General features: G+C 59.2%; 25 protein-coding genes and 1 pseudogene. 15 read left to right on the top strand and 11 right to left on the bottom strand.

Features of this window, described 5'->3' with window-relative positions; genetic code table 11:
* Positions 1-40 precede the first annotated feature (40 nt).
* Entirely contained in the window at positions 41-922 is an 882-nt protein-coding gene (locus tag AC0L3K_RS19180) for a DNA-methyltransferase (RefSeq protein ID WP_473366613.1), read from the bottom strand.
* A gap of 227 nt (positions 923-1,149) precedes the next feature.
* Here AC0L3K_RS19180 and AC0L3K_RS19175 point away from each other — a divergent pair, with 227 nt between their 5' ends.
* From AC0L3K_RS19175 to AC0L3K_RS19165, 3 genes are all read left to right on the top strand, one after another.
* A complete protein-coding gene (locus AC0L3K_RS19175) occupies positions 1,150-1,341 on the top strand; it encodes a hypothetical protein (protein WP_473366612.1) in 192 nt (63 codons plus the stop codon).
* Positions 1,342-2,141: 800 nt separating this feature from the next.
* Positions 2,142-2,423, top strand: coding sequence for a hypothetical protein (locus tag AC0L3K_RS19170; RefSeq protein ID WP_473366611.1), 282 nt, complete (start codon positions 2,142-2,144; stop codon positions 2,421-2,423).
* Positions 2,424-2,604: 181 nt separating this feature from the next.
* Complete coding sequence (locus AC0L3K_RS19165; RefSeq protein ID WP_473366610.1) at positions 2,605-2,832, top strand: hypothetical protein; 228 nt, start codon at positions 2,605-2,607, stop codon at positions 2,830-2,832.
* 120 nt (positions 2,833-2,952) lie between these two features.
* Here the strand turns inward: AC0L3K_RS19165 and AC0L3K_RS19160 are convergent, their stop codons facing one another.
* Positions 2,953-3,234: a hypothetical protein gene (locus AC0L3K_RS19160; RefSeq protein ID WP_473366609.1), complete on the bottom strand. Its 282-nt coding sequence runs from the start codon at positions 3,232-3,234 to the stop codon at positions 2,953-2,955.
* A gap of 222 nt (positions 3,235-3,456) precedes the next feature.
* On the opposite strand from AC0L3K_RS19160, the gene AC0L3K_RS19155 reads away from it, so the two are divergent.
* Positions 3,457-3,840 (top strand): hypothetical protein, encoded by a 384-nt coding sequence (locus tag AC0L3K_RS19155; protein ID WP_473366608.1) that lies wholly within the window; start codon positions 3,457-3,459, stop codon positions 3,838-3,840.
* Here the strand turns inward: AC0L3K_RS19155 and AC0L3K_RS19150 are convergent.
* The gene (locus tag AC0L3K_RS19150; protein ID WP_473366607.1) at positions 3,821-4,156 is read right to left on the bottom strand and encodes a hypothetical protein; all 336 of its coding nucleotides are present in this window, start codon (positions 4,154-4,156) and stop codon (positions 3,821-3,823) included. The genes AC0L3K_RS19155 and AC0L3K_RS19150 overlap by 20 nt on opposite strands.
* Positions 4,157-4,164: 8 nt before the next feature.
* Positions 4,165-4,587 carry a hypothetical protein gene (locus AC0L3K_RS19145; RefSeq protein ID WP_473366606.1) on the bottom strand — a complete coding sequence of 141 codons (423 nt, stop codon included), beginning with the start codon at positions 4,585-4,587 and terminating at the stop codon, positions 4,165-4,167.
* Positions 4,588-4,627: 40 nt separating this feature from the next.
* On the opposite strand from AC0L3K_RS19145, the gene AC0L3K_RS19140 reads away from it, so the two are divergent.
* Complete coding sequence (locus AC0L3K_RS19140; protein ID WP_473366605.1) at positions 4,628-4,882, top strand: hypothetical protein; 255 nt, start codon at positions 4,628-4,630, stop codon at positions 4,880-4,882.
* 157 nt (positions 4,883-5,039) lie between these two features.
* On the opposite strand, the gene AC0L3K_RS19135 is transcribed toward AC0L3K_RS19140, so the two are convergent.
* The gene (locus AC0L3K_RS19135; protein ID WP_473366604.1) at positions 5,040-6,449 is read right to left on the bottom strand and encodes a DUF2130 domain-containing protein; all 1,410 of its coding nucleotides are present in this window, start codon (positions 6,447-6,449) and stop codon (positions 5,040-5,042) included.
* A 482-nt stretch (positions 6,450-6,931) separates the two neighbouring features.
* Positions 6,932-7,624, bottom strand: a complete 693-nt coding sequence (locus AC0L3K_RS19130) for a hypothetical protein (protein WP_473366603.1) — start codon at positions 7,622-7,624, stop codon at positions 6,932-6,934.
* Between the two features lie 561 nt (positions 7,625-8,185).
* Here AC0L3K_RS19130 and AC0L3K_RS19125 point away from each other — a divergent pair.
* Both AC0L3K_RS19125 and AC0L3K_RS19120 read left to right on the top strand, forming a co-directional pair.
* A pseudogene (locus AC0L3K_RS19125) lies at positions 8,186-8,298 on the top strand (transposase domain-containing protein); the annotation flags it as partial.
* Between the two features lie 697 nt (positions 8,299-8,995).
* Complete coding sequence (locus AC0L3K_RS19120; protein ID WP_473366602.1) at positions 8,996-9,409, top strand: Hachiman antiphage defense system protein HamA; 414 nt, start codon at positions 8,996-8,998, stop codon at positions 9,407-9,409.
* A gap of 175 nt (positions 9,410-9,584) precedes the next feature.
* Here AC0L3K_RS19120 and AC0L3K_RS19115 read toward each other — a convergent pair whose 3' ends face one another.
* From AC0L3K_RS19115 to madL, 3 genes are read right to left on the bottom strand one after another with little or no spacing between them, the layout of a single operon-like run.
* On the bottom strand, positions 9,585-10,304 hold the full coding sequence (locus tag AC0L3K_RS19115) for a GntR family transcriptional regulator (RefSeq protein ID WP_473366601.1): 720 nt from the start codon (positions 10,302-10,304) through the stop codon (positions 9,585-9,587).
* Positions 10,305-11,069 (bottom strand): malonate transporter subunit MadM, encoded by a 765-nt coding sequence (gene madM / locus AC0L3K_RS19110; protein WP_473366600.1) that lies wholly within the window; start codon positions 11,067-11,069, stop codon positions 10,305-10,307.
* Positions 11,066-11,500 carry a malonate transporter subunit MadL gene (gene madL, locus AC0L3K_RS19105; RefSeq protein WP_473366599.1) on the bottom strand — a complete coding sequence of 145 codons (435 nt, stop codon included), beginning with the start codon at positions 11,498-11,500 and terminating at the stop codon, positions 11,066-11,068. Before madL ends, madM begins: the two co-directional genes overlap by 4 nt.
* A 193-nt stretch (positions 11,501-11,693) precedes the next feature.
* On the opposite strand from madL, the gene mdcA reads away from it, so the two are divergent.
* The 8 genes from mdcA to AC0L3K_RS19065 all read left to right on the top strand — a co-directional run bounded on the left by mdcA (position 11,694) and on the right by AC0L3K_RS19065 (position 18,467).
* The gene (mdcA, locus tag AC0L3K_RS19100) at positions 11,694-13,340 is read left to right on the top strand and encodes a malonate decarboxylase subunit alpha (protein ID WP_473366598.1); all 1,647 of its coding nucleotides are present in this window, start codon (positions 11,694-11,696) and stop codon (positions 13,338-13,340) included.
* Between the two features lie 10 nt (positions 13,341-13,350).
* On the top strand, positions 13,351-13,668 hold the full coding sequence (mdcC, locus tag AC0L3K_RS19095) for a malonate decarboxylase acyl carrier protein (protein WP_473366597.1): 318 nt from the start codon (positions 13,351-13,353) through the stop codon (positions 13,666-13,668).
* On the top strand, positions 13,665-14,579 hold the full coding sequence (locus tag AC0L3K_RS19090) for a biotin-independent malonate decarboxylase subunit beta (protein ID WP_473366596.1): 915 nt from the start codon (positions 13,665-13,667) through the stop codon (positions 14,577-14,579). The genes mdcC and AC0L3K_RS19090 overlap by 4 nt, the downstream gene beginning before the upstream one ends.
* Entirely contained in the window at positions 14,566-15,291 is a 726-nt protein-coding gene (gene mdcE, locus AC0L3K_RS19085; RefSeq protein ID WP_473366595.1) for a biotin-independent malonate decarboxylase subunit gamma, read from the top strand. The genes AC0L3K_RS19090 and mdcE overlap by 14 nt, the downstream gene beginning before the upstream one ends.
* Before the next feature lies 1 nt (position 15,292).
* Positions 15,293-15,940, top strand: coding sequence for a malonate decarboxylase holo-[acyl-carrier-protein] synthase (gene mdcG / locus AC0L3K_RS19080; protein ID WP_473366594.1), 648 nt, complete (start codon positions 15,293-15,295; stop codon positions 15,938-15,940).
* Positions 15,937-16,785 carry a triphosphoribosyl-dephospho-CoA synthase MdcB gene (gene mdcB, locus AC0L3K_RS19075; RefSeq protein ID WP_473366593.1) on the top strand — a complete coding sequence of 283 codons (849 nt, stop codon included), beginning with the start codon at positions 15,937-15,939 and terminating at the stop codon, positions 16,783-16,785. The genes mdcG and mdcB overlap by 4 nt, the downstream gene beginning before the upstream one ends.
* Positions 16,785-17,711 carry an acyltransferase domain-containing protein gene (locus AC0L3K_RS19070; RefSeq protein WP_473366592.1) on the top strand — a complete coding sequence of 309 codons (927 nt, stop codon included), beginning with the start codon at positions 16,785-16,787 and terminating at the stop codon, positions 17,709-17,711. Before mdcB ends, AC0L3K_RS19070 begins: the two co-directional genes overlap by 1 nt.
* A 324-nt stretch (positions 17,712-18,035) precedes the next feature.
* The gene (locus AC0L3K_RS19065) at positions 18,036-18,467 is read left to right on the top strand and encodes a nuclear transport factor 2 family protein (RefSeq protein ID WP_473366591.1); all 432 of its coding nucleotides are present in this window, start codon (positions 18,036-18,038) and stop codon (positions 18,465-18,467) included.
* An 828-nt stretch (positions 18,468-19,295) separates the two neighbouring features.
* Here AC0L3K_RS19065 and AC0L3K_RS19060 read toward each other — a convergent pair.
* Together AC0L3K_RS19060 and AC0L3K_RS19055 are read right to left on the bottom strand one after the other, a co-directional pair.
* The gene (locus tag AC0L3K_RS19060) at positions 19,296-20,009 is read right to left on the bottom strand and encodes a flavin reductase family protein (RefSeq protein ID WP_473366590.1); all 714 of its coding nucleotides are present in this window, start codon (positions 20,007-20,009) and stop codon (positions 19,296-19,298) included.
* A 444-nt stretch (positions 20,010-20,453) separates the two neighbouring features.
* On the bottom strand, positions 20,454-21,365 hold the full coding sequence (locus AC0L3K_RS19055) for a LysR family transcriptional regulator (protein ID WP_473366589.1): 912 nt from the start codon (positions 21,363-21,365) through the stop codon (positions 20,454-20,456).
* Positions 21,366-21,419: the final 54 nt, after the last annotated feature.

Here is a 21,419-nt window from a genome sequence, read left to right as displayed (position 1 = left end):
TTATTGTTTTGCGTCACCTGTTTCCAGCTCCAGACGCGGCTCATGCAGCCACCTCTACTCTATCGAGCAACGTAAATTCGCACTTATCGCGAACTCTCTTTTCAGCAATTCGAGCGTAATCCGCATTCAGCTCTATAAGGATCGCATGCCTGCCGTTGTCATTTGCAGCCAACGCGACTGTGCCAGAGCCACCGAACGGATCCAAAACAGTGCCGCCGGCCGGACAGCCCGCCAAGACGCAGGGTTCAACGAGATCGACCGGGAATGTCGCAAAGTGGGCGCCGCGAAACGGTTTGGTACTAATCGTCCAGACACTGCGGCGATTACGCAGCACGCCGTCGCCGACGGCCTTCATACTACCATTTGTCTTTCCGGGCACCCTCGATGAGCCTTGTTGCGTCAGCAGAGTGGGTTGAGCCAGCCGCTTCTTCGTGCTGGCTGCAACCGGCTCTTTCACGCTCTCAGCGTCGAAATAGTACCTGTCGGATTTTGTGAGCAGGAAAAGGTACTCATGCGCTTTGCTAAATCGATCACGCACGCTCTCGGGCATTGGGTTCGGCTTGCTCCAGATGATGTCTTGCCGGAGCATCCAACCGTCCCTTTGGAGAGCGAACGCCACGAGCCAAGGAATGCCAATCAGGTTCTTGGCAGGCAATCCCGACTTATTCTTCGCGTGCACTGGCATATGATCGTTGCGAGACTGCTTAGGCCAACGATCAGCGTCACGAGCACCACAGCCGCCCCCTGCGTAGCTGTCGCCGACATTTAGCCAGAGAGTGCCGTCGTCACGAAGGACGCGTCCTACCTCGCGAAAGACGGTCACCAACTGATCTACGTATTCTTCGGGGGTTTGCTCTAGCCCAATCTGCGCGTCATGTCCGTAGTTGCGCAATCCGAAATACGGGGACTTGTAACGACGCAATTTACTGACTGCGTCGGTAACGTTTTAAGGATTTGCCGGCAATCACCGACGAGAATTGTTGCATCCAAAGCTCCAGTCTTTCATTGGCACCAGTCAGTTTGTCTTGCCGAGGCCGCACCGACTGGAATGCGGCCTCTTGAAAACAGCCTGAGTCCAATCAGCGAAGCCGTCAACGACATCTGCAAAATAAATTTGCACTCAGGATTCCGGCTCGATAGATTCCGCCCATGATGCGCACCATCAACACCATGCGGAAATTCAAGTGCTCAGCGTGCGAAACGCCGACCGTCTGGATGTTTTTGAAGAAAGACCTTTGCCCCGCCTGCTACATTATAAATGTCAGCAAGCTCGAAATCACTATGACCGTTGATGGTGTGCCTGTGCCGCGCAAGACGCGCACCGGATGCACACTCCACTAGACGACCACGCCGAGACGGCGCAAGATTCTCACCTAACCAAACATCTTCACCCTTTTCACCATCGTAGCGATTCCACCCGTGGAGCAGCGACGAGGGGTATCACCGCGTGAACGGGCTCAAAGAAGCGCGGTGTAGCCTGATGACTTGCAATGTTGCGATGGTGAAATCTAACCGGAGGCTTCAATGCCGTTTGAAACTCGCCCATGCACCTGTGGGTCAGGACTCCAGCCTTACTGGGAGAACGACGCACGAGGAATTCCTCTCTGTCGCGTCTGTGACAAGTGCGCAGAAGAAAAGCTTTCGGGATACCGCCCGGAAGTTCTGACCGACAGCAACTATCACGCTGACGAACAGATAGAGCCCGACTGATGGCGAACATGCATCGCCATTGGTACCGATGCAACGTGGGCCACCAACACAATCAGTGGACCACCGAAGGCCCTGAGCCGACCAACTCGCCCTGCACTCTGTGCGGGTTGCTTCAAGTCCCCTGGGCGAGTGAGGACATGACGACGGCCAAGTTCAAGTCGGACAACGGCGTTGTAGATCCACCGCAGCTCGACCTCTTCCGCTGAAACTCAATGAACCGTTGTGACCCGCAAAGCTTCTCGCTTGCGCGGGAAGACGCGGGCTATTGGAGACGCCCATGAAACAGTGCTCGAAGTGCGGTGCTGCGTACGAGGACGTTCTGCCCTTCTGCCTTCGTTGCGAAGGCTACGAGGCCATCAGCTACGTCACCGTGGGGAATTACGTCTCGGTGACTTACCGCAAGAAATCGCCTCCGACCATGTGGAGAGAAGATGACGTACAGCATTAAGTTCGAGTGTGTCGCAAATCCCTGGAATGCCGGCGTCATCATTTTCGACGACGGCCAGGCGAAGCTCAACCGTCATCTCCTCTCGCCCGACCGGCCGGTGTTGGTTCAGCTTGAAGGTCTGACTCCCACGCCCGAGCAGCTTGAAATGGCCCGGCACCTGTGGGGACGGCTTTATGAGGAGATGGACTTCCGGGTGGCAAGTTTCTGTCCTGCCCTCTTGCCCCACAGCCAGACCATCATGGCGCCCACGAAGATCCCCGCTTAGGCGGGGATTTTTTATAAGCCGCTCAGCATTGGCGCGCTGATTGGGAAAGCAAGGCGCTGGATTCGCTCATGAATCTTGCGGCGCATTAACCCTTCATTTACGTAACCGTCGCATAGTGACTAATTAAGTCCATTTTTACTTTGCGCGTTTACGCTTCTTCCAAGAATGCGGGAGCGCGTAAATGTTTGAGCCCCTGATCTACCTGCTGTACGTCGCGGCAGGCCTGACCATATTTTTTGGATTGTTGCCTTTGGTCGTGAGCATTGCCTATCGCGGCAATCCACCGCCACACATCGACAGGATTCTTCAGCGGTACCTTGAGTTCTCGGCGTTCGGTGCCGCGAGCATTTTCACGCCCCTTAGATCGATGAAGGCCAAAGACAAGATCGAACCACCAGATAAGGGCTAGGGGCGCTGCCCCCATCGCATCAAGGGCATCCAAACGTCTCCCTACGGGCTGCCCGCGTTCGGAGCCTCCCTTGACGCGATACCCCCGCTACTCGCCGTGATGGCAGGGGTGATGCCCGCATCACCCTTTTTTATTTCTCCACTCCCGGTAAGCTCCCCAACATAGATACGCGACGAAGCATCCAGCTAGGAGCATCACGAACACTATTCCTGCGTTCCAACCGAAATACTCACGCCATGCGATGACAGGCAGGATGATAACTGTGATGACCGCAGCAACTGCTGGCGGGTTTGAGATGAGCGTTCGTCCGCTCATAAATTGCCTTGAGCCGAGAGATACAAAGAAGAGAATTGCTAGGTAAATCGCGCCGAGCCCCAGCGCGATACTGAAAAGCTGCTGCATTTTGTAGTCCCCGATCGATTAGTATGCAGAACTGTCGACGGAAATCAAAGGTTGTGCGCTGATTTCAACGCGCACTCTTCATGGTTTGGGTGTTGCCGGAATGGGGCTCTCTGTTGCAAGAACGCCCCATTCCACACGGGTTTGATGATTATTTTGGCAGACCGCGTGACAGGTTGACGAACACGGAGCAGGATTCTTTCCGCAACAGAGAAAGAAACCATCGTGAACTTCCACCTCGACACTCATCCAGAAAACCCAGCGAACATGCCGGAGCTTCCCGAGTTCGACTACATCTGCCCCAACCAGTTTGCAGGTGATGACGAAGAACTCCAACACCCCGCACTCGATGAAATGCTACCCGCCGACGAGGCAACAGCAGCGGCGCAAGAGATCGCCAATCAACTCGGTCGCCCGGTTAACGAATTCAATAGCACCGAGTTTACAAACTGCTGCGGCGTTGCTGTAGGGCGAGAACAAGAGAAATGCCCTTGTTGCAAAATCATACTTGATACTTTGAAACGGCCTCTCCCAGACGAATTAATGAAAGCCAAATCTCGACCAATAGCACCGGGAACGTGCGGCCCGACTAGCTGCATTTCGCAATGAGGTTTGGCCAGCTTCCCAACACTTGTCCGACAATACCCAGCGTGAAGCAGGTGGCTCCGATGACGAACATCACCCGGCGCCAACGCCATTCCTTCAAGAATAACGGTTGATAGATTCGCCAGTTGTCCTTGTCCGCGTCAGGGTCGATGTACTCTAATCCGTCAATCTCTGCGGCCTGTTGATCGTAAGCCTTCTTCAGCTCACCCATGCGCCTATCGTGGTCGCGCTTGAGCTGGTGATACCACTCCCAGGCGATGATGTAGAAACCGATCAAGTCGAGGATCTGCCCGACGACAGAAAACCAGTCTTGGCACATGTGAAATCCTATTTCTTAAAGAATGCGAGCACGCCAAAGATGCTGCCGATGAGTGCCAGGCCAAGGGTTACCCTCTGCGCCCAAAAATCCCAATCAGCCTTTTGTTCAGCCCTGATGTCGGCGCGTAGCTTTTGGGCGGCGGCAGCGGTCAAAACCGTCTCGTCCGTTCGAGCGCCCTGCTCCCAGCTATCCTCATCTTTAGGGACTGGTACGTGGTACCTGAAGGCTTGCTCGACGAGCCATTTCGACCTGAAGCGGGCAATTGCGAATTCCTGCCATTGCAGCTCGCGACCTACCGTCATTTTGTAACGTGGCTCGTCAGTCACGTTTTCTAAATCGTCTTCCGGCATTTCTTCGAATGCGCGATTGGTCGCTTTGTAGTCTTCGAGGTATTTTTTCAACGCCCAGCGATACCGCAGCTCCTCGAACATTTCCCGCCCCTACCTCGTGATCTTTCACGACACCTTCGAGATGATCTGCCTTGTCTTCATCGACAACGTCGCAGACTTCCTGACCTTCAAGGCCCAATACATCGCGCCCCTCGCTCAGCTCATCATGGCCTCTGACAAGCATTTTGAGTGGCAGGAAAAGGGTGCGAACGGCTGCAGAACAGACCCGCACGTTATCCGCACTTTACCCGTGCCCTTTGGTGCATTTTGCTGCTATTTCTTGCCCCGAACCGCCCGAACCAGAAGAAAATCCACAAACGTTCTCAAGGAGTTCTGAAAAATGAGATATCTCTGCACCATGACGCACGTCTGAAATATGAAACTGATCAGCTTTTGTTAGAAACCTTATCAGTGCAATAACAGGTCCGTTGCGACCACTGATCGGTCACTCACAATCTGACGTCACGTAGGTTCTGCCTGATCTGGCCTAGAAATCACTCCGCTGCTTCAGCGGCGTGACTTTTGAGCTCCGCAAACTTGGCAGCCATCGTTGGATTGCCCCGGGTCAGCTTCTTGATCGTCACGTCCTGGGCCTTGTCATTCGCCAGGCGCAGGTTGCGGTCGGCACCGATCAAGGCATCTTTGGTCTTCTGCAGGTGATCGATGGACTTTTCGATCTCGGTGATTGCGGTATGGAAATTCCTGGAAGCTAGATCGTAGTTCTTCGAGAACGCCGTCTTAAAGGTCTCCAGCTGGTTTTCAAACTGGGTTATGTCGATAGTCTGCGCCTTCACCAGCGCCAGCTCAGTCTTGTACTTCAGCGAGTTGTTCGCGGCATTCCGCAAGAGCGTAATCATCGGCAGGAAGAACTGCGGCCGGATGACATACATTTTCGGATAGCGGTGGAAGACGTCGACAATGCCGGCGTTGTAGAGATCGTTGTCCGGCTCAAGCAAGGAGACTAGGATGGCATACTCACAGCCCTTCTCGGTCCGGTCCCGGTCAAGCTCCTTGAGGAAGTCCTCGTTCTTGCTCTTCGTCGCGGTTTTGTCCCTTTCGTTCTTCATCTCGAACATGATCGAGATGATCTCGGTGCCGCCGTCGTCCGAGTCGCGGAAGATATAGTCGCCCTTGCTGCCGGTCCGCGCGTCATTGTCCTTTTCGAAGTACGCTCGCGGAAAGGCCATCGAGCGCACCCGGTTGAACTCGGTCTCACAGTGCTGTTCGAGGGTCTCGCCGACCATCTTGGTCGATAGGCGGGCTTTCATGTCCTTCAGGCGCTCGATTGCGTCGTCGCGATCCTTGATCTGCGTTTCGTACTTGTCTTTCAGCGACTGCTCGGAGAGCTGCTTTTCGAGCTGCACCTGCTTGATGCCGTTCTTCAGTTCATCGCGCTCTTTCTCGATGATGCCGACCGCCTCGGTCACGGCGAGTTTTTTCTGAAGCTCAGCAGCCTCGAGCTTGGCCTTCAGCTCCTGAATTTCCCTTTCCTTGGCGGCGGTGATTTTGTGCTGTTCGGTGGCAAGGAGCGCTTCAGCAAGCTCCGAGGCTGCTTTCTTCTCGCGCTCAGCCTCGGCCAGCGCGTTTGCAAGCCTGTCACGCTCCTTCTCCACGGCATTGAGCGCTTCGGTTACGGCAAGCTTCTGAGCGACCTCACTCCCCTCAAGCTTGGACTTCAACTCCAGGATCTCGGCGTCCTTTGCGGCCGCAGTCGTTTGCAGATCGTTGCTCACCTGGGCCTTGGCCAATTCCACAGCATTCTGCTTGTCACGCTCGGCTAATTCCAGCCGTTCGTGGAGTTGCTCTGCAAAATCGGCGTCACGAACCTGCTTCAAAATATCAGCGTAACCGGACTCGTCGACCTTGAAGGCCTTGTCACAGTGGGGACAGATGATCTCGTGCATGCTTCCTGTCCGGATCGGGGCTGCTGCTCTTGTCATTCAAAACATGGGCTAACGGCTGGCAGAATCGCCCTGCCGCCATGAGAACAAAATTAGAACAACGAAATTAGGAACGTCAAGTTGGAAGCAGCGGTTTCGCCCATTGTGACCTGACAATCCCCCGGTTTCCGATGAAAGCCCGTGGCTTCAGTCGAACTGGCAGGTAAGGCTCCAAGGGCCCCTTTGGAATGTGCGGGTGGTCTGTTGCGGCATGAATTCCGGCCCTATCACCCCCCAGCCGGGCAAGACAGGCCGACACCAAGAAGGAGGCCGAGATTGAACCGCAAAACTCAGTCACACATTGCCGGACGTCAAACCCAACGTCTGAAAAGCGCTTTCCATGACTTGCTTGGCGGTGAGCCCCCGCTTCCGCTAGAACAGCTTGGCCTTGCGCGCGTTCTCTCGAGAGGAATTCGCTAGTCGCTCTCATGCCCATGAAATGCACATCAATCGGCGACAGCGGCGTACGTATTCGTGGGAGAAACTGCAATGCCCACATTTTGATCCTCGGCCGATCTGGACGGAAGATTGCGATTATTCATGTCTCCAATATCGACGCGCAGAACGTATGATGTGTGATGGAATTTGGCGTCAAAGGTTGACTTGTAAGCTGCGCACTCAACTACCACCATCTCGACGTTGAAATCGGCGTGCTCATGCGCAGAGCGGTACTGATTCAGCACCTCATTCTTCATTACTACGACGTGCTTCAACTTGCTTGCGTCGTTTGGAAAGATCGCGTTCTGCGAATACGTGCTTTGTGCCTTGGTGCAAGCTACCTCGGTTGCCTTCGCCTCTTCTTCAGTCCTACGATGGAGATCCTGTTGGAGGTTATTTGCGTCATCCTCAGCCAAGTGGATAAACGCCGCGGTGCCGACACCCAAACCGAGCGCCGGGCTGGGACCATAGTTTCTGGCTTGCGTTGTGATGAGAAAAAACAAGGCTTCATCCCCGGCAACTAGCTTCGCAACAGGCGGCACTTCGGCATTTGCCAATCCAATCCAAGGCCGGCGATCAGTCTCGGCTCTTTCCCGAGCGATATCAAACTGTCTGAATGCAAAGAAGGCAGCGATTAAGCCAACTGCGAAGCTTAAGGCCTTTGCCCACTCCCTCACAGCCACCGGTAGCGTTTCGTTCACCGGTCGGAGGCCCATTCTCGAGTCACGCTCGCGAACGTCCCATAGGATAAGGCCAAGAACGGGAAAGTAACATGCGGCCACAAGTAGCCACGGGAGCCAAGCATCCATTGTCCACCCCCCGATTGAGATTGTTGAATTGATTACCAGGCCGCTGCGCGGCGGCGCAACATTCTTCGCGAGCGTAAGAACAATTCTCTAAAGGGCGCACAATTAGCGGCGGTCGGTTGCAACCGCAGACCTGAACGGGCACGTCGTTCGATTGGTCGCGGATGAACTTCCGTATCTCTGGACGTGTGACGCCCGTGATCCAAGAGTCGGATTGCTTGTCAGTGAGTGAGTCTATTCCATCGACGACCCGAGGAGCGCGCGCGTGCGGCCGGTGTTTCAGGTTGGGCGCGATATGAAGATCGGCGAACGGGGGGCGTTCCCACGCTTCCAGGATTGACGATGAGGCAACGGCTGGGTCCTTGCACGACAGCCTGCCGGTGGCTGTATCCGCACAGCACGGCCCGCGCCGACGGTGCGCTCCTGAGGCGATCAGGCACGAATTCGCGCCGCGCGAGCGCGAAGATGAATGACGTCGATCCGCACGCTGGCTTACGCAAACTCTCGAGCGGATCGCCCGAGGCTGGCCGATCTCTCAGATCGATGCTCTCAAGCCCTGGAACTTCAAAGCCTGCTTGGCGCTTACCCTGCATCGACGTAGGTGTGGTCACGAATACGAGCAGGTCACTCGCCCCCGACCAATGAGGATGGCGAGCGGCGGTTCGGGATTGACCGACATTTTCGACATGGTCGCGAAGACGCCGGGAACGGCCTGTTTAGAACCCCATTCAAGCGGTGGATGAGAACGTCACGGACCGGCAAGAATTGCTTACATAATGCAATCTGAACAGAATGATAAGCTTTGTAACCAACCTTATCAGTCTGTGGACCGACGGCGGCTATCTGCAAATGCGTCTCGAAAGTATCTTGGTCACCCTCCCGCGTCCAAAGGACACGGGATGGCAGCGTGACCCGACAGATAGCTAAAACGCTCGCCATCGAGACCATGGCCACAATTCCGCTAATCCTTTCGACCGAATATCCGACAAAAAAACGAGCCGTTTGTCGACCCGACGCCGGAACCGAATCAGGCCGCACAACTGCTAAGTCTTTCTGAAATAGAACCAAATTGTGCCGGCCAACAGCTCATCAGCCCCCGCGCGCTGTTGAAAAGCTTGATGTTTTCAGTGGATTTCCTACGCCTGCTCCTCGAGCCAGCAGTTCCACCCTTGCGTTGTGCCTCAAAAAAAGGCGTCTTTGCAGGGCGGTTGCGGCAGGCACCGTCCTCTCATCCAGAGTTGAATGCGAGAATGAAGCGGAGGGATCGTGCCTTTCTCAGACTGGTGCGACGTGGCAGAGGAAGACGTCGGCGATCATAGTCTTATTACTTTGGCGACCCGCGCCGCCGCTCGTGAGATCGGCCGCGATGCGACTGCGCTCTGCATCCCCTCGCATTATGCGTCTGAAGAGCGTATGGCCGAGCTGCTGCGTCGGCTCGGTAAGAGTGCGGCGGCTGAGTTCATTGAGCAAAAACTCCCCGAAAGCACCCGGATCAGATCGGGCGATTTGGGAGAGATACTCGCCACCGAATATATTTCAGAGAGATTGATCTTCACCGTGCCCATCAAGCGGCTGCGCTGGAAGGACCACCGCGGGAACTGCAAGAAGACCGGGCTGAGAGTGAGCGGTTCGAATGATGGCCGTGAAGTATTGTTCCGAGCCGAGCTCGCTTCTGACTGATGAGGTTTGACCGCAAACGGTCGCAGTTCTGCAACTGATAAGGTTTCTCTCAAAACCTTATCAGTGGGCAAAAGTACTGCGCTCATCGGCGCCAGTGCTGATCAAACCCCGTATCCGCCGATAGATGGATCGACAGAACCGAACGGGCATTGGGAGAGGCTCCCGCCGTACCTCGTCAGACGTTCTCAGGCGCATCGCCGCTGTGCTGTCCATCAAAGCGATCATCGATATAGCGCCTGAGTGCCGCAGCCGCGTTCAGCATATGCGCGCGCATTCGCCGCGCCGCAGTATCGCCGTCGCCCTCCGCAATCACCTGCATGATAGCTTCATGCTCGTCTCGGGAACGACGAATGCGATCGCCCTGCCGCAATTGCGTGCGGCGAAAGGCGCTGAGCCGCGAACGGACATCCTGAGCCTGCTCGGCGAGAAATGCGTTGTGCGTCGCGCGGTAGATGCCTTCGTGGAATTGCCGGTTGAAGGTGTCATAGGCGTCGACGTCATTTGCCTCGACCATCTTCAGCGAGCCCTCGTGGAGCTCGATCAGATCGCTGCGCTCGAGCGGGGTCATGCGATAGGTCGCGAGCCTGACGCACATCGCCTCCACCTCGGCGCTGGTCTCGAACATGTCCATGATGCGCTCGGGCGTCATTCGGGCAACCAGAAGCCCGCGACGCCCGCGCATTTCGACGAGCCCGCTGACGACGAGCTGCCGGAGCGCTTCCCGCACCGGAGTGCGGGAAGCCCCAAAGCGATCGGCAAGCTGCTGCTCTTCCAGCGCCGAACCGGCGACGAGCGCACCGGAGGCAATCTCGTCCGTGAGCGCATTACGGATGCGATCGGAGAGAAGGCCGCTATCTTCTTCCGCCTCAGGCGTAACTTTGAACAGACCTGCCATTCAGCTTCCTATGATTGCGCGCACCGTGAAGTAGAGGATCGACGGGGCGACCAGGCATCCCAAGCCGGTGTGAAACGTCGCGGTCAATGCGCCGTAGGGCACCAGACGCCGATCGGTCGCCGCAAGCCCCCCGGAAACACCGCTGACCGTTCCCATCAACCCGCCAAATACCATTGCGCTGCGCGGATTGTTGAGGCCGATCGTCTTCGCGACGAAAGGCGTACCGATCATCACGATCACTGCCTTGAATACACCCGTCGCGATCGAGAGCGCAATAACCGGCGATGACGCGCCGATGGCCGCCCCCGTGACCGGTCCCACGATATAGGTGACCGCGCCGGCGCCGATCGTCGTCAACGATTCGGCGTCAGTGTAGCCAAACGCGGCGGCGACGAGAACACCAAGAACAAACGGAACGACCGTCCCCAATCCGAGCGCGACCGCACCGATCAGCCCGGCCTTGCGCGCATGAACGACGTCGACCTCGAAGGCCGTGGCGACGATGGCAAAGTCCCGCAGCATCGCGCCTCCCATCAGGCCGATCCCGGCCAGCGCCGGCAGGTCCGCGACGCCCTTTTCACCACCGGTGGCGAGGCCCCCGAAAAAAGCCAGCACAAGACCCAGCATGATCGCGATCGCCGATCCGTGGATCCGCCCGAAGGTGAGATATTTCGAGATCGCTCCGGATATCCACATCAGGATGCCTACGGCCGCGAACGCGGTGATCAGCGAGCTGGCGGCGAGAACGTGAGATATCATGGTCATGCGATCCTCCCGGACTTGAAGTGGGGCACAGTCGCCTCAAGCGCTTCTCGCGCCTCGATCTCGTCCATGGTCTCAACCCGGCTGCTGAGCCGGCCGATCAGGGCCACCATCGCGAAACACACCGCGACCGAGCCGATCCCCGCAATGACGACGATCGGGCCGCCTTTCGCCGCAGCGACGACGTTCTGCTGGGCTGCCATGGCGACCACGATGGGAATGTAAAAGCTGCCCCAGAATTCGACGCCAATCTTGAGGCCAAGGCTGAGCAGACCGTGCCGCACCAGCCAGAGTCGGGCCGCGATCAAGAACATCATCGCAATGCCGACCCCGCCGACATTGGCCTTCACACCGAGCACCATGCCGAGCAGATCCCCGAGCAGGACCCCCAACAGTGTGCAGATCGCGAGCAGCGCTACGCCGGAAATGGTCACGGGCGCCTCCCCTGTGCGACCGGGGCGCGTGCCCCGGACTCAGAACGCTGTGCATGCATTCTCATCTCAAGTTCCCTCCGGTGTATGCGATTATCGATCACTTATAGGTGTGTGCATACGCTATTTGACATTACATGGCAATACGCATACATTTCGGCTCATGGAAGCCCACCTCGCATGCCAAGGAGCCGACATGAGCAATTGGGGTATGCAAAAGGCCGCGTTGGGAGAGCGCCTGGCGGCCGGCCGGCAGCACGCCACGGGGAAGGTCGTCCCGATCCCGAGCCTGCCCGCGTTCTTGAACGCGGTAATCCGGTCAGGGGACCGCGTGTGCCTGGAGGGCGACAATCAAAAACAGGCCGATATCCTGGCCTCGGCGCTCGCCAACCTCGATCCCGGGGATGTTCATGACCTGCACATGGTGCAGTCTGGCGTGGTCCTGCCCTCCCACCTCGACATCTTCGAGAAGGGCATCGCGCGGCGGCTGGACTTCTCCTATTCAGGCCCGCAAGCGGCGCGGATTGCGCGGATGCTGTTCGGCCGCAAGATCGAGCTCGGGGCCGTGCACACGTATCTCGAGCTGTTCGCCCGCTACTTCATCGACCTCACGCCGAACGTCGCGCTGATCGCGGCAGTCTGCGCCGACAAGGATGGCAATCTCTATACCGGGCCGAACACCGAGGACACGCCGACGGTGGTCGAGGCAACAAGCTATAAGAACGGTCTCGTAGTCGCGCAGGTTACTGAGATCGTGGACAAGGTGCCGCGTGTCGACATTCCCGGCGACCTCGTGCATTTCGTGGTGGAGGCCGGCCGCCCCTTCTACGTCGAGCCACTGTTTACCCGCGATCCCGCCGCCATCACCGAGACCCAGATCCTGACGGCGATGCTCGCCATCAAAGGCATCTACGCGCCCTATGGCGTGCGCCGGCTCAATCACGGGATCGGCTTCAACACGGCAGCGATCGAGCTGTTGCTGCCGACCTACGGGGAGAAGCTCGGGATCAAGGGCAAGGTCTGCACGCACTTCGCGCTCAATCCACATCCCACCCTGATTCCCGCGATCGAATCTGGCTGGGTCGACCAGATCCACTGCTTTGGATCCGAAGTCGGCATGGAGGATTACGTCGCAGCGCGCTCGGATATCTTCTTCACGGGACCCGATGGGTCGCTGCGATCCAACCGCGCCTTCTGCCAGACCGCGGGCCTCTATGCCTGCGACATGTTCATCGGATCGACCCTGCAGATCGATCTCGAAGGCCACAGTTCGACGGTGACGACCAGCCGCATCGCTGGATTCGGCGGCGCCCCCAACATGGGATCCGACCCACGCGGCCGCCGCCACCCGAGCGAACCCTGGCTCAAGGCCGGCGCAGAAGCTGACCCCGATTCCGACGCAGCGCTCCGCCGTGGCCGCAAGCTGGTGGTGCAGATCGGAGAAACCTTTGGCGAGCACAATGCGCCGCTGTTCGTCGAGCGTCTCGATGCGCTCGATCTGGCGCGGGAGCTCAAGCTCGATCTGGCACCGGTGATGGTCTACTCCGACGACGTCACCCATATCGTCACCGAGGAAGGGATCGCCAACCTGCTGATGTGCCGCAGCAAGGACGAGCGCGAGCAGGCGATCCGCGGCGTTGCCGGCTACACCGACATCGGCCGTGCCCGTGATGCCAAGCTGGTCGAACAGCTCAGGCAGCGCGGCGTGATCCGGCGCCCGGAAGATCTCGGCATCGATCCGCTCGACGCGGACCGGCGCCTGCTGGCGGCCCGCTCGATCAAGGATCTCATGCTGGCCTCCGGCGGTCTCTACCGCCCGCCCAGCCGCTTCCGCAATTGGTGAGGAGTTTTGCATGGAAAAGCTCAGCTTTAGACTGGCCGCTGCCAGATCCGCCGGCGGCACCCGGGCGCAGGCGATCGTCGGCGTGGTCGCTTCCGGCAATCTCGAAGTGCTGCTGGAACGGGCCTCGCCGGCCGACATGTGCACGATCGACATCGCAACCGCGGCCCACGGCTTCGGCGCGGTGTGGGACGCCGTGGTCCGTGATTTCGTCGCCCGCCGCTCGGCCGGTGGCTTGCGCATCTCCATCAATGACGGCGGCGCCCGGCCCGACACGGTCGCGCTGCGTCTCGCCCAGGGCATCCGCAAGATCGAGGAGCCCGAACGATGACAGCGCTCGCAGCCAACGATGTTTCACTGAGCTGGTACGAAGCGAGCGCCCGGCAGCGCATTGACGCGCTGGTCGATGCCGGCAGCTTTGCCGAATTCATCGGCCCCGAATTGCGCGAGATGAGCCCGCATCTCTCGATCTTCGACCTGCCGGCGCAGTTCGACGACGGCATCGTCATCGGCCGCGGCCGGCTGGACGGCTTGCCCGTGCTCGTCGCCGCACAGGAAGGACGCTTCATGGGCGGTGCCTTCGGCGAGGTGCACGGCGCCAAGCTCACCGGGCTGCTGCGCGCGGCGCGCGCGCTGCATCAGGACGTGCTGATCCTGTTCGACACCGGCGGCGTGCGGCTTCAGGAAGCCAATGCCGGCGAGCTCGCGATCGCCGAGATCATGCGCGCGGTGGTCGAGGCGCGGCGCGAGGGGCTCCGCGTGATCGGCCTGATCGGCGGGCGCGCCGGATGCTATGGCGGCGGCAGCCTGATCGCCGGCACCTGCTCGCGCCTCATCATCTCCGAACAGGGCCGGCTCAGCGTCAGCGGCCCCGAAGTGATCGAGACCAACCGGGGCATCGAGGAATTCGACTCGCGCGACCGCGCGCTGGTGTGGCGCACGATGGGTGGCAAGCACCGCTACCTCATCGGCGGCGCCGACGGATTCGTCGACGATGAGGCGACGGCGTTTCGCCAGGCCGCGATCGACGCGCTGACGGTCAAGAGCAGGTTGGATCCGAATGTCCTTCAGGCGGAGCAGAAGCGGCTCGAGCGACGGCTGCGCCACTTCGGTGAGGCTGAAGATGCCGTCGAGATCTGGGAGGCGCTCGACGTCGGCAAGCCGACGGAGATCCCCGCGCTCGGGACTGACGCGTTCCTTCAGGCGGCCGGCAAGAGGGAGAATGCCGATGACGCTCGATGACATCCTGGCCGGCCTGTTCCCGATCGGCCGCAAGATCGAAACGGACGGCGCGATGATCGCGGGACAGGCCATCCTGCCCGGCGGCGGACCAATCCACGTGCTCGGCATCACGCAAGGTCAGTCGCTCGGCGTGGACGAAGCCATCGTGCTCGCGGGGCGCGTGATCGAGATCATCAAATCCGCCGATCGGGCGCCGATCCTGTTCCTGGTGGATTCCGCGAGCCAGCGCATGAGCAAGCGCGACGAGTTGCTCGGCCTCAGCGAATATCTGTCTCATCTGGCCAAGGCCCTGTTGCTGGCGGAGGCGCAAGGACACCGCACCGTCGGCCTGCTCTATGGCGGCAGCGCCGCCGGCGCATTCATCGCCACGGCGCTTTCGACCGGCACCCTGGTGGCACTGCTCGGCGCGCATCCCGCGGTGATGGATTTGCCGTCGATGGCGCGGGTCACCAAGCTGTCGATCGACGTCTTGAAGGCGAAAGCGGAGGCCACACCGGTGTTCGCGCCGGGCCTCGACAATATGGTGCAGACCGGCGGTATTCACGTCGTTTGGGATGAAAATGCACCTTTGGCCCCGCAGCTTGCAGCTGTGCTGCAACGACCGCACGGACGGGACGATCGCGGTCGGCTCGGCGCCGAACGCGGCGGCCGGCGGAAAGCCGCCGAACTTGCCGAGCGCGTCGTCGCAGCAGCGTCACATCAAGGTGCGTGACATGGATGAGGCTCTCGCGCGACACAGCATAGTCACGGTCTCCGCAGTCGGGTGGGCCGCCGTGATGAACCGCTATCCCGAGCTGGCCAGCGAGCCGATCGTCTCGGGCTGGGCAAACGCCGGCCGTCCTCTCGTCGTTCGCCGGCGGGCTTGCAGCGATACCGCTGGGCTCATTCCGCTCGGGCTGCCGCTGCCGCCAAGCCATGGCAAACGGCGCATCGCCGTCTCGCTCGCCGCTGCTGATATCGTCGCGTCCGCAGCGCCTCCGCTGCTGGCCGATGTCGCCATCGCAGCGCCTGCGGCCTGGGGGAAGACGATCGACCTGCTCCTCGAGCTCCTGCCGGAGACCCGCACCTTCGGCGGCCTGGCATGGCAGCATCTCACCGGCCTCCCCTATCTCTCGGAGGGTTCGGATCTCGACCTGCTCTGGCCGTTGCCGTCGGCAGAGCAGGCGGAAGCATTGCCGTCCGAGATCGCGCGGATCGCAAGGCGGGCGCCGATGCGGCTCGACGGCGAGATCGTGGGACCGGCAGGCGGAGTTCAATGGCGCGAACTGATTGGTGCTGACGCGGACGAAATCCTGGTGAAAGGACCAACCGGGGTCACCAGTACGACGCGAGCCGCTTTTCTCGGGGGGTACGTGTCATGAACGTGGCGCTGAGATGGCACTCGCTACCGGAGCGTACGCTTGATCCCGAGCAGTTCGGCCATCTCGCGTCGCTTTCCCTGAAGCTCGAACTCGAGACCTATCCGAAACCGGGACTCGTTAGCCACATCGACAATGGCGCTCATAGCGATATGGACGCCGGGACGTTGTGCCGTAGCGCCGATGTCCTGGCGCCGTTCTTCAGCGAGCTGGCAGCGGCAGGCGCCGAAGGCGCCGGCATGAACCGGTTACGCGCGATCGGAGTTGTGGCGGAGCGCGCTATGTTGGTTGCGACCGGCGGAGTGAACACGCATCGGGGCGCGATCTTCGGACTGGGTCTGCTTTGCGCCGCGGCTGGATACCGGAAAGCCATCGGCATTCGCAAATCTCTCGGCAGGCTGGTTTCGGAACGCTGGGGCGAAGACATCCTTTCGGGCCCCGTCTCTCTTCGTAGCCATGGCGCGGCCGTCTCGCGGCGCTATGGCGCCGGCGGCGCCAGGGCCGAAGCGGCGAACGGTTTCAAGTCGGTCTATGACATTGCCTTGCCTGCGCTTCATGCGGCCCGACAGCTTGCACCACATGATAAGCAAGCGGAGCGCATTCAGACGTGCATGAGGCTCATCGCCCATGTCGACGACACCAACCTGCTGCATCGGGGTGGCTTGGACGGCTTGCGTTTCGCGCAAGATAGTGCGTCCACATTCCTTGCAGCGGGAGGCGTCGGAAACCCCGCATGGCGCGAGCGAGCTGTCGGCATTCATCAAGCATTCGTGGCGCGCAATCTCAGCCCGGGCGGGTCGGCGGATCTGCTCGCGATCACCCTATTTGTCGACCGGCTGGAACGCTGATGCTGGCCCTGCTCTGCGGCGGACAAGGTACGCTTTCGGACAAAATCTTTGATCTGGTCGCCGATCAACCTGCCGCAGAGCCGGTCTTTGCTGCGGCATGCGCCTGTCTGGGCGAGGATCCGCGGTCGCTTGTCAGGACGCGCGGCACCGACGAGCTTTCAGCCAACGATATCAGCCAGATCCTGACCGTCACATCGGCTCTGGCGATCCACGGCTGCATTGCCGACGTGCTGACCGGGCAAACCGCCGTCACAGGCTACAGTGTTGGCGAGATGGCAGCCTGGAGCATTGCCGGAATATGGACGGCCGACGAAGCGCTGCGGTTGACGGCTGTTCGCGCGGAACGGATGCAGGATGTCGCCGGACCGGATGGTCGCCTGGGCTATGTTCGCGGCCTCGATCAGCGCGCGCTCGAACCCCTCCTCGAAGCATATCGCTGCGAGATCGCGATCCGGAATCCCGACCGTCTCGTGGTGATCGGAGGCTCTGAGCACGACGTGATTGAGCTCTGCCAGCAGGCAGCTCGACAGGGCGCCGCGCGTAGCGGTCTTCTCGCAGTGAAGATTGCTTCCCACACCTCACGGCTCGTGCACGCCTGCAAACCGTTGCAAGAGGCGCTCGACGCCAGCAGGCGCCTGCCCATTGCAAGCCAGCGGATTCTGCTCGCGGGAGGCGACGGCGAGCGCATCTTCTCCGCAAGCGGCGCGACAGTGAAGCTCGCCTGCCAGGTCGCGCGGGTGGTCGACTGGTCGACGACGCTCGAGGCACTGGCGGAGCTGGGGGTCAGCAGCGTGCTGGACCTCGGTCCAGGACATGCGCTTGCCGAAATGATGCAAGCCTTCCGTCCTGACATTCGCTGCTACGCGGCCGATGGATTTCATACGCTTGACGGGCTGCGAAACTGGATCGCCTCCCAACCACTATAATCCGCAGCCGCTAGGCTCAGCCAGGTTGATCTTGGACTGGCTCGGCGAATCTGGGTGGTGCTGCCGTCGGGGCGGCTGATGCGTCCTCTGGACATACTCGGTATCCTGTCGCAAGGGGTTCTATGTGACACTCCCAGTGAGCCTGAACGGGCTCACACGCACTGAGTTCCCCGAAATGCCCCACGTTCCTCGCCAATACAGCCACGCTTGCGACGCTCCCGAAGTGTAGTATTGGTCCAGCGAAAATTCACCAATCTGGGCCTACCCACCTCCTCTCGTCTCGCCTTCCCTATTTGCTCCACAAGGCTGAATAGGGAGACTGACATGTCGGCGACCACTTCTGAGCGGGATATAACCTGGGACGAAGCTAATGCTTCTCTTGCGAAAAGCATGGATCGCTTCCAACGCCATGACGTCGAAGGAATTCTGAGCCGCTATGACGAGAACATCTCGATCCGTTTTGCCGACCTTCCGGAAATCCGGGGCAAGACTGCCGCGGAAAAGTTCCTGCGCGCGCGATTTGCGATTCAGAAGGACTACAACGTCCAAAAGTCACTCCTGCTTGTTTCGGGACAAAGATATGCGAACAGCTTCACCGCAGTTTGGGTCGATGCAAAATCGGACAAACGCTATGAAGCACGCGGCGTGGAGGCCCTCGAGCTGCGGGACGGAAAAGTGATCAATTGGGACTGTTCTTACAATCTTTGGCAGACAGACACGGCCAAAGAAATGAGCTACTTTCGGGATGCGGTCTGACTTCCCTGCTAGGAGCTGCTAACGACCGAAGCTCTCGGGGCGATGGCGGGTGCGTTTTTTCTCGGTCCGCCATCAAACTTCACAAGCCACGAGTGATTCTTAGAAGCTCAAGTCGACCGCACGAGCAGATCTCTCGAGTAAATCGAGTAACGCCGCAACACGCGATGCAACCGCAACCAATTACCTCGTATTCCTTCTGGAGATGACAATTCCGCCGTTCAATTGCAGGTGTTCGAACTCAAGCGCCATGCTCTCCTCCTGAGGTTAAAGCAGGCGTCCCAAAGAACAACTTTTGCGCGTTGCATTTCGATCAATTTGAGCTCGCAACCCTCCACTTTCTTGTCTGAGAATCTGTCACGTGCCGGTCCACAATCGAGCGCACTACAGCAACCGATGGCAAGTAAGGCCTGGATTGTCTGGCATCCCGCAATTGGTCCGGATCTGGTAAAATCATCTATTCGGTGGCGGCGGGGCAACTCGCATACAGACCGGCGGGCGGCCTGGCTCGTACTCACACTTGTGAAGGCAGGTGAGAAGAGAGGCCCAGGTTGCTGATCTTCTCTGACCAACGCGCAAGGGGCTCTAATCCCCAAACACTTCCGGAAAAGTCATACCAGGGCGAGTCCGCCCCCAACGATTTTCGCACCATCCAGCAATATCCTGCGGTCGCTCCCGGCATGTCCTTGCCGGAACCGTGGGGCGCGTCCAAGTCCCATCGCGACAGATTCACCGAGGCACATCTTGAACTTGGAGTCCGCCAGTGCGCCGTTGGCTCTTTGCGGTCGACGAACTTAGCGGGCGCCCGCCGAGTCGCAAACGCCAAGAATCCTAGTTCTTTCGCGCTGCGGCCCGTCGAAGTTCTACCGGCTTAAACAGCTCTTCAGGAAATTCGCTGAGGCGCGAACGATGCAAATTGTCCCCAAGGCCATAGAACTCGCGGAAACTCATGATCAGCGGCCGCCACTTCTCCGGATCGATGCGATCCTTGTTTTCCTCGCGCAAAATACTTGCGGCCGCATGCACTCGTACAATCCGCACCTCAATCGCCTTCATGGGTGCACGAATACTGGGATTGCCGATACCAAATTCGTGAACTGCGGCTAGTTCGCACTCTAGCTGAACGGGACACTCGAGAGCGCGCGGAGCGGCCACGACCTCAGATGCAATTTCAGTCAACCCCGCAAGTCCGAATTTGTCTTCCACATATCGAAAGCCCATTGGTACCTTGTTCGCTGGTACAGGGTTGCTGCCGGTAGTCAGAGCGAGCCGATCAACCGAGCCAACCTGGGCTTCGGATGGTAAGTTGAGGACACACTGTCTTGTTCGTAGCAGGTTCTCAGTGGTCTTGGAGCTGCTATTCAAGCCAAGCATACAGCCCCATCCCAACCACCACGCCGATGACATTGGCGCGAGGTTCGACGTTCCGTTCTCGTTCAACGATGAAATGAGAACAACAGGTGTCCCCATGTAAAGAATGGCGGGATCAATCGGAATCGTTCCGATTTCAGATAACTCGCCGTCATTAGTCCGTACTGCCAACATCTCTGACGTCCTGTCCGTGAATGCCTACTGTAAGCAGGCGCCCGCCGTGTTCGAAGCTTCGGAAGAAAGGCCGTGTTCAAGGAATGAGTTCGCTCCGCGGATCAGGCTCATTCCCCTTCTCACTGGTCATGCACGCGCCATCTTCTCTCATTTTCCGCTTGAATGCCGCAAAGCTGGGCTGCAGTGAACTTCCAGTTTTGAGCGATTGGGGTGGTCCACTCGCCGGTCGCGCAAACCTGCCGTAAGATACGGCGTCCAGTGCTGCGCCCATAAACTCTCACCTCACATTTTCGGCAAGGGAGAATAAAGGCCGCCTGTTTCCAAGCGGCCCTAGTTAGGGAGGACAGCACAGGAACTCTGTGCTGCGGGAGACACACTAACCCTGTCGTCGATCTCGAATAAGGTCCATATTGGTTCGAATCGAGCGCGATTCTGGTCTGACGATCAGCCCTCACCTTTCGCGGCGCGACGCAAGAAGACGCGCTTGTCGACGCGAACATCCGCTACGATGGCATCGAGAACGACTCTGATACGGTGCAGCCGTCGCACGTCTTCGTGGACGGAAATCCAATAACTCCTCCAGAGTCGCACCCTGTGGGGCAGCAACAGTTTCAGAAGCCGCCGCTCCCGTGCCAAAAACGTCGGCAGCACGCCAATTGCCGCTCCACACTCGACGGCATCCACCTGTGCCATCACGCTCGTGCTGCGGATTGCCGGCATGATCTCAATTCCATCACCGAGCTTCGAGAAGTTGAGTTCCTCGGTGAAAAGCAGTTCGGGGATGTAGCCCGAGAAAACGTGCGCCGGTAGCTCCTTCAAGGATTTCGGCCTGCCGCGGCGTTCGAAATATGCTTCGGATCCGTACAGATCGAGCGTGTAGTCGGTAAGCTTTTGGGAGGTCACCTGACCAGTGGCGGGCCTATCCAGAGTGATTGCGATGTCGACCTCACGCGCCGCGAGCGAATAGACGCGCGGAAGGGCGACAAGCTCGGTCTCGAGATGCGGATGTTGCGCTGAAAGCATCGCCAACCGACGCGCCAAATACCCTACCCCGAAGCCTTCCGGGGCTCCGACGCGGACGCGACCGGCGACGACGGTGTGGTCCTCCTTCAGCCCGGCCACCTTCCGCAAGATCAGCGATTCCAGCTCTTCGACAGTTTCGACGAGGCGCCGGCCATGCTCGGTGATCACCGTCCGCCGCCCGGCGCGCTCTACGAGAGCCAGTCCGATGGAGCTTTCCAGGCGAGCTATCCTCCTCCCAACAGTGGAATCGTCGATGCCAAGGGCCTTTGCCGCGGCGGTCATCTGACCGCTGCGTGCAAGCTGGAGGTAGATCCGAAGGTCGTCCCAGTCCATCGATCGATTCCTGCATATTTGCAGAGAGCAACCGTAATTATCAGCGTTGAGTGC

It is taken from the genome of Bradyrhizobium sp. MI1.10, assembly GCF_055811035.1.
The sequence above is the reverse complement of the archived record's forward strand: the minus strand, read 5'-3'. Positions and strand labels throughout refer to the sequence as shown.

Excerpts from the sequence above, each read along its gene's own strand:
- mdcE (WP_473366595.1), top strand. The coding sequence starts at position 14,566 with ATGACGCTCGATGACATCCTGGCCGGCCTGTTCCCGATCGGCCGCAAG.
- AC0L3K_RS19090 (WP_473366596.1), top strand. The coding sequence starts at position 13,665 with ATGACAGCGCTCGCAGCCAACGATGTTTCACTGAGCTGGTACGAAGCG.
- AC0L3K_RS19145 (WP_473366606.1), bottom strand. The coding sequence starts at position 4,587 with ATGTTCGAGGAGCTGCGGTATCGCTGGGCGTTGAAAAAATACCTCGAA.
- AC0L3K_RS19140 (WP_473366605.1), top strand. The coding sequence starts at position 4,628 with ATGATCTGCCTTGTCTTCATCGACAACGTCGCAGACTTCCTGACCTTC.
- mdcC (WP_473366597.1), top strand. The coding sequence starts at position 13,351 with ATGGAAAAGCTCAGCTTTAGACTGGCCGCTGCCAGATCCGCCGGCGGC.
- AC0L3K_RS19160 (WP_473366609.1), bottom strand. The coding sequence starts at position 3,234 with ATGCAGCAGCTTTTCAGTATCGCGCTGGGGCTCGGCGCGATTTACCTA.
- madM (WP_473366600.1), bottom strand. The coding sequence starts at position 11,069 with ATGACCATGATATCTCACGTTCTCGCCGCCAGCTCGCTGATCACCGCG.
- AC0L3K_RS19150 (WP_473366607.1), bottom strand. The coding sequence starts at position 4,156 with ATGTGCCAAGACTGGTTTTCTGTCGTCGGGCAGATCCTCGACTTGATC.
- AC0L3K_RS19135 (WP_473366604.1), bottom strand. The coding sequence starts at position 6,449 with ATGCACGAGATCATCTGTCCCCACTGTGACAAGGCCTTCAAGGTCGAC.
- mdcB (WP_473366593.1), top strand. The coding sequence starts at position 15,937 with ATGAACGTGGCGCTGAGATGGCACTCGCTACCGGAGCGTACGCTTGAT.
- AC0L3K_RS19070 (WP_473366592.1), top strand. The coding sequence starts at position 16,785 with ATGCTGGCCCTGCTCTGCGGCGGACAAGGTACGCTTTCGGACAAAATC.
- AC0L3K_RS19165 (WP_473366610.1), top strand. The coding sequence starts at position 2,605 with ATGTTTGAGCCCCTGATCTACCTGCTGTACGTCGCGGCAGGCCTGACC.
- AC0L3K_RS19170 (WP_473366611.1), top strand. The coding sequence starts at position 2,142 with ATGACGTACAGCATTAAGTTCGAGTGTGTCGCAAATCCCTGGAATGCC.
- mdcG (WP_473366594.1), top strand. The coding sequence starts at position 15,293 with ATGGATGAGGCTCTCGCGCGACACAGCATAGTCACGGTCTCCGCAGTC.
- AC0L3K_RS19175 (WP_473366612.1), top strand. The coding sequence starts at position 1,150 with ATGATGCGCACCATCAACACCATGCGGAAATTCAAGTGCTCAGCGTGC.
- AC0L3K_RS19115 (WP_473366601.1), bottom strand. The coding sequence starts at position 10,304 with ATGGCAGGTCTGTTCAAAGTTACGCCTGAGGCGGAAGAAGATAGCGGC.
- AC0L3K_RS19065 (WP_473366591.1), top strand. The coding sequence starts at position 18,036 with ATGTCGGCGACCACTTCTGAGCGGGATATAACCTGGGACGAAGCTAAT.
- mdcA (WP_473366598.1), top strand. The coding sequence starts at position 11,694 with ATGAGCAATTGGGGTATGCAAAAGGCCGCGTTGGGAGAGCGCCTGGCG.
- AC0L3K_RS19060 (WP_473366590.1), bottom strand. The coding sequence starts at position 20,009 with ATGTTGGCAGTACGGACTAATGACGGCGAGTTATCTGAAATCGGAACG.
- AC0L3K_RS19055 (WP_473366589.1), bottom strand. The coding sequence starts at position 21,365 with ATGGACTGGGACGACCTTCGGATCTACCTCCAGCTTGCACGCAGCGGT.